The organism is Paenibacillus sp. DMB5, assembly GCF_001517085.1.
Classification (GTDB): domain Bacteria; phylum Bacillota; class Bacilli; order Paenibacillales; family Paenibacillaceae; genus Paenibacillus_AQ.
This window is the reverse complement of sequence record NZ_LRAC01000128.1, coordinates 19,575-33,508: the sequence shown is the minus strand read 5'-3', so window position 1 is coordinate 33,508 and position 13,934 is coordinate 19,575. Positions and strand designations below refer to the sequence as shown.

General features: G+C 51.0%; 13 protein-coding genes. 3 read left to right on the top strand and 10 right to left on the bottom strand.

The genetic code is table 11. The features are described 5' to 3' along the window. Positions 1-69: 69 nt before the first annotated feature. Positions 70-1,173 (bottom strand): metallophosphoesterase, encoded by a 1,104-nt coding sequence (locus AWJ19_RS18025; protein ID WP_068725802.1) that lies wholly within the window; start codon positions 1,171-1,173, stop codon positions 70-72. Positions 1,174-1,442: 269 nt separating this feature from the next. Here AWJ19_RS18025 and AWJ19_RS18020 point away from each other — a divergent pair, with 269 nt between their 5' ends. Next, positions 1,443-2,696, top strand: coding sequence for an MFS transporter (locus AWJ19_RS18020; protein WP_068725801.1), 1,254 nt, complete (start codon positions 1,443-1,445; stop codon positions 2,694-2,696). 64 nt (positions 2,697-2,760) lie between these two features. On the opposite strand, the gene mnhG is transcribed toward AWJ19_RS18020, so the two are convergent. The 7 genes from mnhG to AWJ19_RS17985 form a co-directional block, all read right to left on the bottom strand. After that, a complete protein-coding gene (gene mnhG, locus AWJ19_RS18015) occupies positions 2,761-3,141 on the bottom strand; it encodes a monovalent cation/H(+) antiporter subunit G (protein WP_068725799.1) in 381 nt (126 codons plus the stop codon). Next, positions 3,116-3,409, bottom strand: coding sequence for a Na(+)/H(+) antiporter subunit F1 (locus AWJ19_RS18010; protein WP_068725797.1), 294 nt, complete (start codon positions 3,407-3,409; stop codon positions 3,116-3,118). Before AWJ19_RS18010 ends, mnhG begins: the two co-directional genes overlap by 26 nt. Beyond that, a complete protein-coding gene (locus tag AWJ19_RS18005; protein ID WP_068725795.1) occupies positions 3,406-3,885 on the bottom strand; it encodes a Na+/H+ antiporter subunit E in 480 nt (159 codons plus the stop codon). Before AWJ19_RS18005 ends, AWJ19_RS18010 begins: the two co-directional genes overlap by 4 nt. 6 nt (positions 3,886-3,891) lie before the next feature. Continuing rightward, positions 3,892-5,370 carry a Na+/H+ antiporter subunit D gene (locus AWJ19_RS18000; RefSeq protein ID WP_068725793.1) on the bottom strand — a complete coding sequence of 493 codons (1,479 nt, stop codon included), beginning with the start codon at positions 5,368-5,370 and terminating at the stop codon, positions 3,892-3,894. Next, positions 5,367-5,702, bottom strand: coding sequence for a Na(+)/H(+) antiporter subunit C (locus AWJ19_RS17995; protein ID WP_068725792.1), 336 nt, complete (start codon positions 5,700-5,702; stop codon positions 5,367-5,369). The genes AWJ19_RS18000 and AWJ19_RS17995 overlap by 4 nt, the downstream gene beginning before the upstream one ends. Then, complete coding sequence (locus AWJ19_RS17990; protein ID WP_068725790.1) at positions 5,702-8,572, bottom strand: Na+/H+ antiporter subunit A; 2,871 nt, start codon at positions 8,570-8,572, stop codon at positions 5,702-5,704. Before AWJ19_RS17990 ends, AWJ19_RS17995 begins: the two co-directional genes overlap by 1 nt. 67 nt (positions 8,573-8,639) lie before the next feature. Continuing rightward, positions 8,640-9,248, bottom strand: coding sequence for a hypothetical protein (locus AWJ19_RS17985; protein WP_068725788.1), 609 nt, complete (start codon positions 9,246-9,248; stop codon positions 8,640-8,642). 192 nt (positions 9,249-9,440) lie between these two features. Here AWJ19_RS17985 and AWJ19_RS17980 point away from each other — a divergent pair, with 192 nt between their 5' ends. After that, a complete protein-coding gene (locus tag AWJ19_RS17980) occupies positions 9,441-9,992 on the top strand; it encodes a DUF1697 domain-containing protein (RefSeq protein WP_068725787.1) in 552 nt (183 codons plus the stop codon). An 88-nt stretch (positions 9,993-10,080) separates the two neighbouring features. Here AWJ19_RS17980 and AWJ19_RS17975 read toward each other — a convergent pair whose 3' ends face one another. Continuing rightward, positions 10,081-12,225 (bottom strand): M56 family metallopeptidase, encoded by a 2,145-nt coding sequence (locus AWJ19_RS17975; RefSeq protein ID WP_068725785.1) that lies wholly within the window; start codon positions 12,223-12,225, stop codon positions 10,081-10,083. 2 nt (positions 12,226-12,227) lie between these two features. Then, entirely contained in the window at positions 12,228-12,590 is a 363-nt protein-coding gene (locus AWJ19_RS17970) for a BlaI/MecI/CopY family transcriptional regulator (protein WP_068725783.1), read from the bottom strand. A 341-nt stretch (positions 12,591-12,931) separates the two neighbouring features. On the opposite strand from AWJ19_RS17970, the gene AWJ19_RS17965 reads away from it, so the two are divergent. After that, positions 12,932-13,801 (top strand): hypothetical protein, encoded by an 870-nt coding sequence (locus AWJ19_RS17965; protein ID WP_128083639.1) that lies wholly within the window; start codon positions 12,932-12,934, stop codon positions 13,799-13,801. Positions 13,802-13,934: the final 133 nt, after the last annotated feature.

Genomic DNA, 13,934 nt, shown 5'->3' with positions numbered 1-13,934 from the left:
TGAAACACAGGAGGCAGCCCTCAGGCTGCTCCTGGTGTTTTCTTATTTGTGACATTTTGCAATAGCCATTCAGTCAGCAAACGTCACCTGTATAGACACAATCTCCGACCGGGAACCGATGCGGATCGGTGGTCCCCAGAAGCCGTATCCGGAGGATACGATGGAGTGCATCTGCCCTCTTTGCAGATAACCCCAGTCATTTTCAAAAATCCGCGAGGTAATCAGATTAGCAGGCGCGATCTGCCCGCGGTGGGTATGGCCGGACAGCATCAGATCAATGCCCTGCTCCTCTGCGGTGGCGAATTCAACCGGCTGATGCTCCAGCATCACAACCGGCTTGGTGCGGTCTGTCTCTTTAATAAGATCAGCCAGCCCCGCCCTCTCCTTATCGCTGTAATCCTTCCGCCCTACCAGTGTCAGCCAGTCTCCAACCTGGACTGTCTCGTCATACAGCACCTGCATTCCGCTCTCCTCCAGCAGGCTGATCAGCTCCTGTGTCTCCCCTTCGAACCGGTCATGGTTCCCCAAGGAGGCATACACACCAAGCGGCGCTTTTATTCCGGACAAAATATCCCCGATCCCCTTATTTTTGTAAGGCATAATGTCATCATCCACAATATCACCTGGCAGAAGCACGATATCGGGTTTAAGTGCGTTGATCTCTCTGACCATCCGCTCTGCATGGCTTTTGCCGGACAGGTAGCCAAAATGCATATCCGATGCCATCACAATATGCAGCTTGCCGCTCTCCGGGCCGGGCTTGTCGATCCTGATGTCATAGGAGCGTGTCACCGGACTGAAAGCATTAAAGCTGCCGAACCCGATCAGACCAGCCAGCAGCAGCAAAGTGATGATTCCTGACCATTTCTGGACGGCATGGCGCGGCAGCCGGGACAGCTTCGTTAACCACACGATCAGATGGATAACAGGCAGCACAAGCACAGATAAGCTGAACAGGGCCAGCCAATAACTGCCGATTACACTCAGAACAGCTGATCCGGCAACAACCCTGGACAGAATCAGCGAGCTTGCCAGAAAAACAAGCAGAATGATATAGACCAGACGGAATCTGGACGATACCGCGGGCTTAATCCAGCTCCAGCCGCTCCAGCCGATATAGAATACAATTGCAGCGTATAAAAGAATAAATACGAGTCCGAGGATAATAAACATGATAACCACCTTGTTGTTGGAGTAAGCGCAGCATTAAATGATCTTTTCCTTTCGGATGTTCAGCTGTTGCTATAACTTAGTCTACTGTAACATCAAACCCCGCTGCAACTTCCGCGGTTACGTACAAGGCACGAGTTCTATATAGAAGCAGTTTCTGCCACAGCCGGTTACTTGCCCTCTCTATCAGCACTTATATTGACATTATCTTATAATTATCATTTAATAGTTTGGACTTCATAATCTCTTACTACTATCCGGAGGACTTCTTCATGGCAAAAACTCTTTTTCCGCGGCTGCAGGGAAACAGCCGGGGCTGCCTGACCTTTGAGCCTTTTTTCCTGATTCCGTACAGCATGTTCTCCACCTATGCTACCCTGTACATGTACGAGCTTGGACTGACCGAGCTGAACATCGGCTGGATTACAACCATCGGTCTGATTGTGCAGGTACTCTCCTCTTTGCTGAGCGGATATTTGACCGACCGCATGGGCCGCAAACGGGCAATTCTGTACTTTGACCTGCTCAGCTGGAGTCTGGCTACCCTGTTATGGGCCTTTTCGCAGAACCTGTGGTTTTTTGTGGCGGCTGCCATCATTAACGGCTTCCAGCGTGTGCCGCATATCGCATTTTATTGTCTGATTGTTGAGGATACCCGTCCCTCTGACCGGACCTATGTATTCACCCTGCTGCAGATCATCGGTGTGATAGGCGGATTATTCGCACCGCTGGGCGGCCTCCTTGTGAATGAGTACGGTATGGTCACAGGCATGCGGATTATGTATGTGATCGCCTTTCTCTTCATGACCTTTCAGTTTATCGGACGCCAGCTGACGACACGTGAGACGGAGGCTGGGATCAGGAAGCGCCAGGAGACCCGTGAGCTGGGACTCAGAGAGAGCATGGTCGAATATGGCGGCGCTTTCCGGGAGCTGGGAACGGACCGCAATCTGCTGCTGATATTTGGCGTATACATCCTATTCAATTTCCAGGCAACGCTGAAGACGACTTATCTTTCGCTTTATATGGCAGACTACTTACGGATTGACAGCGGAATCATCTCTCTTTTCCCTGCGGTCTCCTCCGTCATTATGCTGGTGACGCTTTGGCTGCTGATGCCCAAGATTCCCGATCAGGCTGCCCATAACGCCATGATGGCCGGATTTGGACTGTCTGCAGTCTCGAATGTCATGCTGGTGATCTACCCTTCCTCCAGCCTGCTGTGGATCGGACTCAGCACTATTCTGGCGGCTGTAGGACTGATGATCAGCTCGCCTTATCTGGAAGCTGCCGTGCAGAACGCCATTGATGATGACAAACGGGCCAAGGTATTTTCCATGCTGTCTGTGCTGATCCTGCTGTTCACCGCACCTGCGGGCATCATCGGCGGCTGGGCTTACAAGCTGGACCCGCGGATTCCGTTATGGCTTGTAACAGCAGCATTTGTCCTCTCCTATGTAATGCTGCATATTTACCGCAGACGTACCGCTCAGCATAACCGCAAGAAACTGCAACACAGCATTTAATCATAAAAACAGGGATGCCCTCAGCCAGCCATGGCCGGAAGACATCCCTGTTTCAATTCTGAAGCTATGCAGTCGGGTCAGACTTGATCCGCTCCTTCTCCAGGACCTCTTTCAAATCGTCCTGGATACGCCGGTTCCACAGCGGAACGCCGGTCCGGTAGGCAGCACGCCCGGTCAGGTGAGCCGACAAAGGCGAGGTCATGAATACGAACACAATCCCCAGCAGCAGCTTCGCGCTGATGTAATCGAGGAAAAAGGCGTAGTAGAGGAACGCGCCGCTGAGCACACACAGGACACCAAGCGTGGCACTTTTGGCCGCGGCATGGGATCTCAGATACACATCGGGGAGACGGATCAGTCCAAACGAGCTGACCGCACTTAACAGCGCCCCAGTCAGAATAAGCAGTGCAAACAGCAGCTCAACTATCGTTTTGATCACTTCCATGTTCAAACACCACTCTCCTTTCGATATATCTGGCAAAGGCCATCGTTCCGATAAAAGAGAGAATTCCGATCAGCAGTATATATTCAATGAAGGATTGGGTCTTAAAGAGTACCGAGAGCACCGCCACCATGGCCAGCAGATTAATGCCGATTGTATCCAGTGCGGCAATCCGGTCAGGCAGTGACGGCCCCTTCACCAGCCTCCAGGCACAAATGCCTATAGAAATGACCATGATGGAAACCGACAGCATGAGTATAAAGTGGATCATGTACGGGACACCTCCAGAATCGCGCGTTCAAACGTATTGCGGATATTGTCTCTGAACTGTTCGGCGTCCTCGATATCCATAGCATGAATATATAAGGTCCGGTTATCTTTGGATACCTCCAGAACAACCGATCCCGGAGTCAGGCAGAGCAGGGTAATCAGCACGGCAATCTCCCAGTCCGACTCCAGCTCCGTGGTGTACATCAGAATAGCAGGTCGTATGTTTAGATTGGGTCTCAGCACCGCCTTTACTACCACATAACTGGATACGACCAGCTCCCGGAGAAACAATATACCCAGTTTTACTACAGCCCATCCTCTGTCAATATACAAGCGGCCGTTAAAGAACCGGCGTAATCCGAACAGTACAACAATACCCAGCACATAGCCGACAATGAAGCCGGAAGCCGTCCAGTCATTATTTAGGAACATCCACAGGAAAGTTATCATGAAATTCAACAATATTTGAAAAGCCATCCGCATCTACTCCTTCATGACAGCGTTAATGTATTGTGCCGGATCAGCCAGGACAGCTCCGGCCTGGAGAACATATTCGTTCACCGTCTCGGCACCGATACCCATCAGAATCAGAAGGACAAACAGTACAGCAGCCGGTGCCATCATCGCTTTGTAGCGCAGGGGATGAATCTCCTCCTCACTTCTCTCGCCGCCCCAGAATACTTCCTGGAACACTTTGATCAGCGAGTACAGAACAACGAAGCTTGACGCCAGCGCAATCAGCGAAAGTGCTACATGCAATTCACCAAACCCGCTGCGGATCATCATAACCTTGCCGGCAAACCCGCTAAGCGGGGGTACACCCACCAGGGCAAGCGTTAGTATAAAGAACATCCACCCTGTGTAGGGGTATCTGCGGATCAGGCCGCCCATCTGTTTCAGCTGCTCTGTTCCGGAAGCGGCCAGAATCATTCCGCCCAGGAAGAACAGCAGCGCCTTGGCAATCATGTCATGCATCAGATAGAACACGGCCCCGCTGAGCGAATCCTCGGTTAGAACTGAAATACCAAAAGCAATAAAGCCGACGCTTATTACTATGTTATAGTTGAAAATCCGGCTCAGATCATTGTACGCCAGCGCTCCGATCGCTCCCAGAATCATCGTTGCTCCCGCCATCCAGGCCATCAGCGAATGCGTCAGATCCGGATTATGGATAAAGATCAGCGTAAACACACGGGTGATGGCATACAGTCCTACTTTGGTCAGCAATGCGCCGAACAATGCCCTTACCGCCAGCGGAGGAGCGCTGTAGGAATCCGGAAGCCAGAAGAAGAGCAGCAGACCCGCCTTGAGTGAGAACACGAGCAGCAGCAGCACAGCGATAACATTCATGACGCCGCCCTGTCCTGCCTCTGCGACACGCATAGCCAGATGTGCCATGTTAAGCGTGCCTGTCGCACCATACAGATAAGCAATTGCTGCTACAAACAGAGCAGAGGAAATGACATTGACCAGTATATATTTCAGCGTCTCGCGCAGCTGGACTCTCGTACCGCCCAGCACAATCATGGAATAGGAGGCAACCAGCAGCACCTCAAAGCAAACGAACAGGTTGAACAAGTCACCGGTAAGGAAGGATCCGATCACGCCTGTGAGCAGAAAGTGGAAAAACGTGTAGTAGTAGAACCGCTCCCGCTCCTCACCGATGCTGGCAAAGGAAAAGAACAGGCAAGCTGCACCTACGACCGCCGTCACCAGGACCAGCAGCGCCGCAAACATATCTGCAACAAAGATAATGCCGTACGGCGGCAGCCATCCTCCCATATGCAGCGTTTGAATTCCATCCGTTTTAACCTGGTACACAATCGTTACCGCAACTGCAATATTCAGAAACACACTGACCGCACTGATAATACGCTGCAGGCCAATCTGCTCTTTCAGAAAAATCAGGATCACTGCCGTAAAAGCCGGAATCAGCAGAGGCAGCACCAGCAGGTTGTTCATGGTCTCTCCCCCTTGCTGCCTTCCACATCATCCATACCTGCCGAACGGTAAGCCCGGTAAGCAAGAACGATGAAGAAAGCCGACACCCCGAAGCTGATTACGATCGAAGTGAGGATAAGCGCCTGCGGCAGGGGATCGACATAAGATTCCGCTTTCTCGCCAAGCAGCGGTGAAGCACCGGTCTTGAGTCCGGCCATGGTGAGCAGCAGCAGATGAACCCCGTGAGTAATCAGTGTCGTCCCCAGCAGGATACGAAGCAGGCTTTTGGAGAGCACCAGATACACACCCACAGTAAACAAGACACCGATCGCCAGGGCAATAAGGAGTTCCATCAGTTATCCCTCCCGATCGTAAAGATTATATTCATTGTGACACCGATAACCGACAGGTAGACACCCAGATCAAACAGCATCGCTGTGGTCAGCTCGGTTGTACCCATTACCGGCAGATCAAAATAGCCAAAGTCCTGGCTGAGGAAGGGTACATCATATAAAAACGACCCTATCCCGGTCAGGAAAGCCAGTAGGATACCAACTGCAATTAGCACACGGTAATTGACCGGAAGAACCTTTTCAACAAAATCCATACCGAACGCGATAGCCAGCAGTATAAGCGCTGCCGCAGCCATCAGGGCTCCGATAAAGCCGCCGCCCGGATTATTGTGACCGGCAAAGAACAGATATAAAGAGAACGTAATGATGATGACGAATGCTACCTTCGCTACCGATTGAAGCAGCACGTCATTGCTGCGGGAGTAAAGGGGCTTTTCATCGTCAAACATGCTCTTAACTGCTGCAGGCTTATTATCCGGTTCCACCTTCAGCTTGATCATGGAATAAATGGCCAGCGAGGCCAGTCCCAATACGGTAATTTCAAACATGGTATCGAATCCGCGGAAATCCACCAGCAGAACATTGACGATGTTTTTGCCGCCGCCCAGCTTATAGCTGTTCTCTGTATAGAAGGTTGATATGGATTCAAACGGGCTGCTGTCAAGCGCCGCCAGGGCGACCAGCGTCATGGTTGCTCCGAACCCGATGGATATAATCAGCTTCGGCAGCTTCAGCTTGAATTTCACCTTCTCCCGCCCAAGCCTTGGCAGATGCCTGAAGCAGAGCAGGAACAGTGTGACAGACACTACCTCGACAATCATCTGGGTAAGTGCCAGATCAGGTGCACGGAACAGGATAAAGAGCAGCGTTACCATGTAGCCCACCATGCCTGTCAGCAGAATCGCCGACACCCTGGACTTGGCGAACGGAATGGCCAGTGTACCGGTCAGAAGGACCAATACGGCAACTACTTCAAAGAAGGATACCGGAGCATACTCGCCCTGACCCAGGGTAATGCCGTCTGTATACAGCATGGACCCGCCTACAACCACAATGATCAATGTAAAAATATACATCAGGTAATGCCGCATTGAGCCCGTCATATAGAGCCCGGTAATCGAACGTGAAGTCCGCTCGACGAGCCGGATACTTCCGTCATATACCTGGTTAAGCGTATAGCCTCTGCCTCTGCCCCATTCTTTATCCACGAGGCTAAGCCGGCCATAGATCCGGTACACAACAATCCCCAGAATAATAACACCCAGCGTCATCCAGACTTCGGTAGTGAAGCCGTGCCAGAAATAAATATTGACGTAAAAAGGAGAGCCCGCTGCTATCTGCGGATGGATCGCATTCATACCCGGTACAATCAGCGTTTTGGACAGCATATTCGGGAACAGGCCAGTCACCACTGCCAGCAAAGCCAGCAGGATCGGCGACAGCAGCAGCCCGAACGGCGCCTCATGCGGTTTCTTATCCAGCTTCTCAGGCTGGTACTTTCCGAAGAAGGTATGGAAAACCATAATCATGCTGTATGCAAAGGTAAAGATGCTTGCAATCCAGGCTACAACCGGAACGATTGTAAACAGGGATTGCACGCTCAGGATATCGAGCTCCCTGATATTCAGAACTGCAGTGAAGAACATTTCCTTACTAAGGAATCCGGCGAACGGCGGCAGACCCGCCATCGAGAAGCTTCCGATCAGCGCAACTGTAAAGGTAACCGGCATCAGTGATACCAGCCCGCCCAGCTTGCGCAGATCACGGGTATTCGTCTCATGGTCGACGATTCCGACAACCATAAACAATGAACCTTTAAATATGGCATGGTTAAATAAATGGAACAGCGCTGCCGTTGTTGCGGCGGTATAGTATACAGCTTCTTCACCCGTATAGAATGAAGCTGCCGATCCCATTCCGAGTAATCCCATAATCAGTCCTAGCTGACTGATAGTGGAGTAGGCTAACAGAGCCTTCAGGTCCGTCTGCTTCATCGCCTGGATCGATCCATAGATCAAGGTGATCAGGCCGACACCCGACACAATCCAAAACCACTCATGTTGCCCCGCAAACACCGGGCTGAAACGCGCGACCAGATACAGGCCGGCTTTGACCATGGTTGCCGAATGCAGGTAAGCACTGACCGGAGTCGGCGCTTCCATTGCATCAGGAAGCCAGATGTGAAACGGAAACTGGGCTGACTTGGTAAAGGCCCCTAGCAGGATAAGCAGCATCGCAGGTATAAATAGCGTATGTCCGCTAATATCGCCAGCCTGGCTCCAGATTTCCCGGATGCTGAATGTCCCGGTCATGACATACAGCATCAGGAAGCCTGCGAACATCGCCAGACCGCCGAAAACGGTAATCAGCATCGACTTGAGTGCACCGTAACGCGACTTCTGTCTGCGGTGCCAAAAAGCAATCAGCAGGAATGAGGATACACTGGTCAACTCCCAGAAACCGTACAGCACCATCAGATTATCGGACAGTACGACTCCAAGCATAGCCCCCATGAATAACAGCAAATACACATAAAACGGGGTCAGCTCTTCCTTTCGTTTGTCCAGATAGTAAATGGAATAGGTGATGACGAGCGTCCCCATCCCTGTAATCAGCAATGCAAACAGCAAACTTAATCCATCCAGGTGGAACACCAGATCAATGCCAAGTGACGGAATCCATGATACAGTCTCGTATCCGGAGTCCCCTCCCTTGATGACCGGTATGCGGGTCAAAAAATAAACGAACAGCGCCAGCGGTCCGGCAAGCACCATCCACCCTCTATGGAGTTTCGGCAGCTTCCCGCGTAGAAGCGCTATCATTAGGGCCAGCAGAAACGGAACAAGAACGGTTATATGAAGCAAAGGCAAGCCTCCTTTTCCACCCTGTATTTTTAAGTTGTGAACAATGGTACTTACTCCCGGAAGCAAATAATGGCTACAGCGGGTCGGTCAAAACCCCCTCGCAGATATGCAAATATCTCGCCTTACCATCTTGCTCAATTCTGAACAAGCCATTCTCAAATTCGGTATGCAATTCATGAAAAAATTTCCCTTTAATAAAATCTGTTCCCTCCGGCTCATCGCTAAGCTGATAAACACCTCCGTTTTTGACCAGATAGGAAACAACGCCTTCTTCATGCGTTTCTTCAAGACCCGCGCGCATCCGCTGGACAGCCACAACATGCAGATCCATCATCTTCATTTTGCTGATCAGCTCATTGACAAAATTACGCTTGGTCAGCTCCTGCCACAGGGTCTGAGCGGACTGTCCGATAATGATCTGGGTTACTTCTTTTTCTTCAGCTGCTTCGACGATAACATCTGTAGTCTTGCGGCCCCGGCGTTTGCGGACCATGAACTCAGCGCCGGCCTCCTCAGCCAGACGTTTCCAGACAGCCATAAACATTTCCTTGCTCTGATTGTATTCATCCGTGTCTGAACTATCGACATTAAGCACATACAACGGTGCCCCGATAAGCTCGGACAGCTGGACACCGCGCCGGATTAAACGCTCTCCGTGGGGACCATAATGAACACATACCATAATCTTTTCCTTGTGAATGACCTTCGCCCTCCTGTTTGAATTGGGCAAGAAATACAAAAGGAGCCTACTGGCGTAAGCCCCTTTCTGTTGTTCTGCACCCTGAAATGTTATATTTAAAGTATATCGATTAACATACTGTTTGTAAAGTTTACGGACATGGTAAAGTCAAGATGACAGGAAGCAGGGATTAGGATGATCTATGTTGCACTACTAAGAGGCATTAACGTCGGCGGAAACAATATCATCAGCATGAAGCTGCTCAAGCAGACGTTTGAACAGGCCGGAATGACCTCAGTAACTACTTATATCAACTCCGGGAATATCATTTTTGCTGCTAATCATTCGCGGGAGGATTTGCCGGATCTGCTCGAACAGGCTATTCAAAAAGACTTCAGCCTTAACATTAAAGTACTGATCCGGAGCCTGGATGAGATCCGTACAGTCATGGAGGCCATTCCTGACTCCTGGAGCAACGACGACAAGCTCAGAAGCGATGTCATGTTCCTGTGGGATGAAGCAGACGATGAATCCGTACTGGACAAGCTGCCGCTGAAGCCCGGAATCGGTACCCTCCTGTACGTTCCCGGCGCCGTATTGTATTCCGTGGAGCGCGAGAATGTAATCAAAAGTGCAATGGCCAAGCTCATCGGCAGCACAGTGTACAAGCTTATGACCGTGCGTAATGTGAATACGACCCGCAAGATTTACCAGCTTATGCTGGCGGCAGAAGCGCAGCAGGCATAAAAAAACTGCACCTCCGGATGTTCTGAAACATCAAAGCCGCACCTAAGGCTTATAGCTGTAAGCTCTCAGGTACGGCCTCTATTTAACGCTACGGCAAATATCTTTCTGCTATCCGGATTACCCTGCCATCCTGCGTTGTTACGGTGCAAAGCATCCCGGAGTCGGACATTATATCAAGCCGCTCTACAAATTCCGCCCTGCTGACTGCTTTGGGTGAAGCTCCGTCCATAATAATAAACTCTGCTTCGTCCGACAGCTCCAGCGGGTCCTTGATGGCAAGCTTATTCAGGACGTAGAAGCCTCCCGGCATATCACGCTCCGGGTCAATGCCCAGCCTCCGCAGCCTGGCCGGATCTTCATCCTCTGTCAGCCACTCCGCATTATCGAATTTAAATCCGGGCTCCGTCAGAGTCATAGCGCTGACGTACCCCAGAAGCTCACTTACCGGGGAGACAGTGAAATCTGCAGCTGTAGCCGGAATATGCAGCTCAATCTGCTCTTTGGTAAGGTTCCAGCCCAGCTCATCCTGTACGAATGCAGCCGCTGCCTGTGCAGGGTCCAGCAGCTCAGCTGCCTTCTGCCCCTGGTCTGCCTCTGCCTGCAGGCCGGCAAAATAATCTGCGGAAGGTAAGGATGTATCCGGAGTCTCGAAATACTCATAGCCGTTGCCATCCTTCCAGCGTTCGACAACCCAGATGCCGGAATCGCCCTGCACTGCCGGCTGGGACAGCAGCAGATGGGCAGAGGTTCCATCCGACATCTCAAACTTCGCAATCGCATGATTACCGCTGTACGTCTCATGTTCCAGCATCCCTTTGCCCTCAAAGAAGACCTGCAGGGCCGTTTCCCGTCCGGCCGGTGTACCCAGATCGTATTCCGCACTCCAGATTACACCTTCATAACGTGGAGTATCTCCTTCATAAGCAAACACCAGCACCGGTTTACCCATACTGCTGTCTTCCGTAATCTTACCGTCGACCGCGTTCATACCGCCAGCCAGCGGCAGCTTGCTGAGGTCATCCGGCTCCAGCCGGTACTCCAGCCGCCACAGTTCAAGCGGCTCCGGCAGCAGACCCTCTACCCGGCCGGCCTGCTCAAACACGGTCATTTCGCTGTCTACAATGACAGCGCCGCTTACCCCGTTCTCTATCCCAGCTATCTGGTCCGCTATATATTGCTTGGCATAATCGTGTTCAGTCAGCGTTTGTGAGCGCATATTCCCCGTTAAACCGGCAATTGCAACAGTTATAATGACTAATGCTGCTGCTGACGCAACCGCCAAGAAGGACGGCTTCCGGTAATTCAGAATATTTTTGATCCGCCCTTTCGTGCTGTTCTCACCGAAGGCAAGCGGAGTGCGGCCTGTAAAGGTTCTGCCTGTCGACAGCGAGAGCAGCGAGGTAGAATAGTCCTTCTTGATGCCGCTGCCCAGCTCCCGGATCACCGCCTCATCGCAGGATTTCTCCATATCCTCATCCATGAATCGGACAGCAAGCCAGACCAGCGGATTGAACCAGTTCAGGCAGTGCGCGGCAAAAGCGGCCAGCTTCACCAGATGGTCAAGCCTGCTGATATGAACCTGCTCGTGCCGGATGATATAGCCGCGTTCATGTTCTCCAAGCCCTGCAGGCAAAATAATGCGGGGCTTCAGCAGGCCGAACACGAACGGAGTCTTCGCCCCGCCCCACTCGTAGATGTTTCCACTTTGATGCCGGGCCCCCTTCAATTGCCTGTTTAACCGAACGGCTGAGACAAGGCCGCCCGCCAGCATAACTGACATTCCGCCGAGCCAGACATACCCTGCCACAGTCTGCCAGGGTTCTGATGATGATGATTTGGCGGCTGCAGCTGCCACAGGGAGTGTTCCAGCCTTTCCCGGTGAAGCAGTACCTGCCGCCAAGCCGTCCTCATCCGCAGTGGAACCGCCAATAGTGCCTCCCGCCGTACCGCCTGCCGGTCCTGAAGGCTCTGCCGCTGAATCCGGAGGATGCTGCACTATAGTCTGTATACCGTCTGCGGCTGTCTGCAGATTGCCCGTCCCCAGTTCCGGCAACAGACTGTAGGACGTTTCAAAGGATAACGGACAGAGCAGACGAAACAGCACCGCGAACCAAAGGATATAAGAGAGCAGCTTAGGTGCCTTTCTTAGCATGACCCTGGCAACCAGTACGAGTGTGATGACATAGCTTCCGGCAACGCTCATCTGCAGCACGGTCTGAAAAATAGCCGTCATGACTATTCCTCCTCTTTCTCGTTAATCAGCTTCAGCAGCTCGTCAATCTCCTTCTCTTCCAGCTTCCGGCTGCGCGTGAACGCAGCGAGAAAGCGCGGCAGCGATCCCCCGAACGTCTCTTCCACGAACTGCTTGCTTCTCTCAGCATGGAAATCCTCCTTGCTGATCAGTGACACCACCGTTCCTTCTCCGTTATGAAATAGCCCTTTAGCCTCCAGCCGTTTCAGCATGGTATAGGTAGTCGATTTCTTCCAGCCCAGCTCGGCTTCGCACAGCTTCACCAGCTCTCCGGAGGGCAGCGGCTCCCCCTTCCAGATCAGCTCTGCCAGTCTGGCCTCTGTTTCCGTCAGCTTTACTGTTTTCAATATATTCAACCCCTCACGGTTTACAATTTGTAGACCTCCTGTTTTTACCAGTTTACAACTTGTAGACCGATTTGTCGATACTCAAGCACATAAAAAGGCAGCTGGCGCACTTTAGCTACTTGTTTCAGTCTCCTCAAGTTTTTTATTACATCGAATGTATTGTTAAAATCTTCTATATTGCAATGGTTTGTTTTATAATTTCATAGAAGTAACTATAAGGAGGTACAGGAAAAATCAGCACAACTTTTGAAGTGTACCCGGGGATCCCTGAAGTTCCAGCTGTAACAGCATTGCTGGAGCTTTCTAACAGGAAGCTGAGCCGCTTTTTAGAAGGATATGAAGTGAAGCAGATGCCGCAAATTCATGTCCGACTGGATGAAGCCATCCTTTTGCCAGGTGATGCAAGTCTCCAAACTGCAGATTGGGATGCAGAGTATGCCTGGTTTTATGTTGAACCGAGTGATGGCGGAGGGACGGATGCCTATTACTGTAAAGTTGATGAGCTCACTTTGGAGATTTGGGATAGTTTCAGAGAGTATGGAGATACATACATCAACGTGATTGACTCTTTGTCTATCGGGCATTACTGGACATTCCGCAGATCAGCGGGGCAGCCTGCAATTATCAATCTGGCTTATGGCCTTATTGCCTCTGCCTTGGCTGAACTGACAAAAGGGTATATTTATTCTGATGACGGGGCCTGGTATGGCAGACCTATTCGAGCGGAAAGGTTTGATTCTCTCTACTTCAATGCAGAAAAAGCCGACACAATGGAAAATGCCTTATGGTACGAGAATTGTTTGGATGACATCGTTACTGAGTACACCGGCAAGCCGCTAGACCTCCAGTATCAGCAATTTGAATTTAATGAACGATCCAGGGAGCAGCGTTTAGTATATTATCCTTCGGGCAGGCTATTTAGCGAAGGTCCGGCTGAGGAGGACCGGTTGTTAATGATGTTAAGCCCCTGTGGTGATTTTCCTTATTGGATCATTAATCTTAATGACCTTGCTGCGGGCAGAGAAGCTTTATTCCAGCAAATGCGGCTGCTTGATATAAAAAACGGATACCGTTTAACAAATCATCCTGTTAAAGCGTTTATGGCTGAGTATAGGAACTTTAAAATACTTCTTGAGCGTCCGGATGTGGACTTTTGGGCGAATCCGTTATGCATCGAGGATGCAGAAGTATTGAAGCGGCAGCTTACCTGAACACCTATACCTTTCAGATTGAAGGCCGGATCACCGCTCTCTCAGAGCAGCTGATTCGGTCTTTTGCCGTATCTAAAAGATTTATTCTTGATTAATCGTAATATTTACGATAATATCTTTATTCGTAACCATT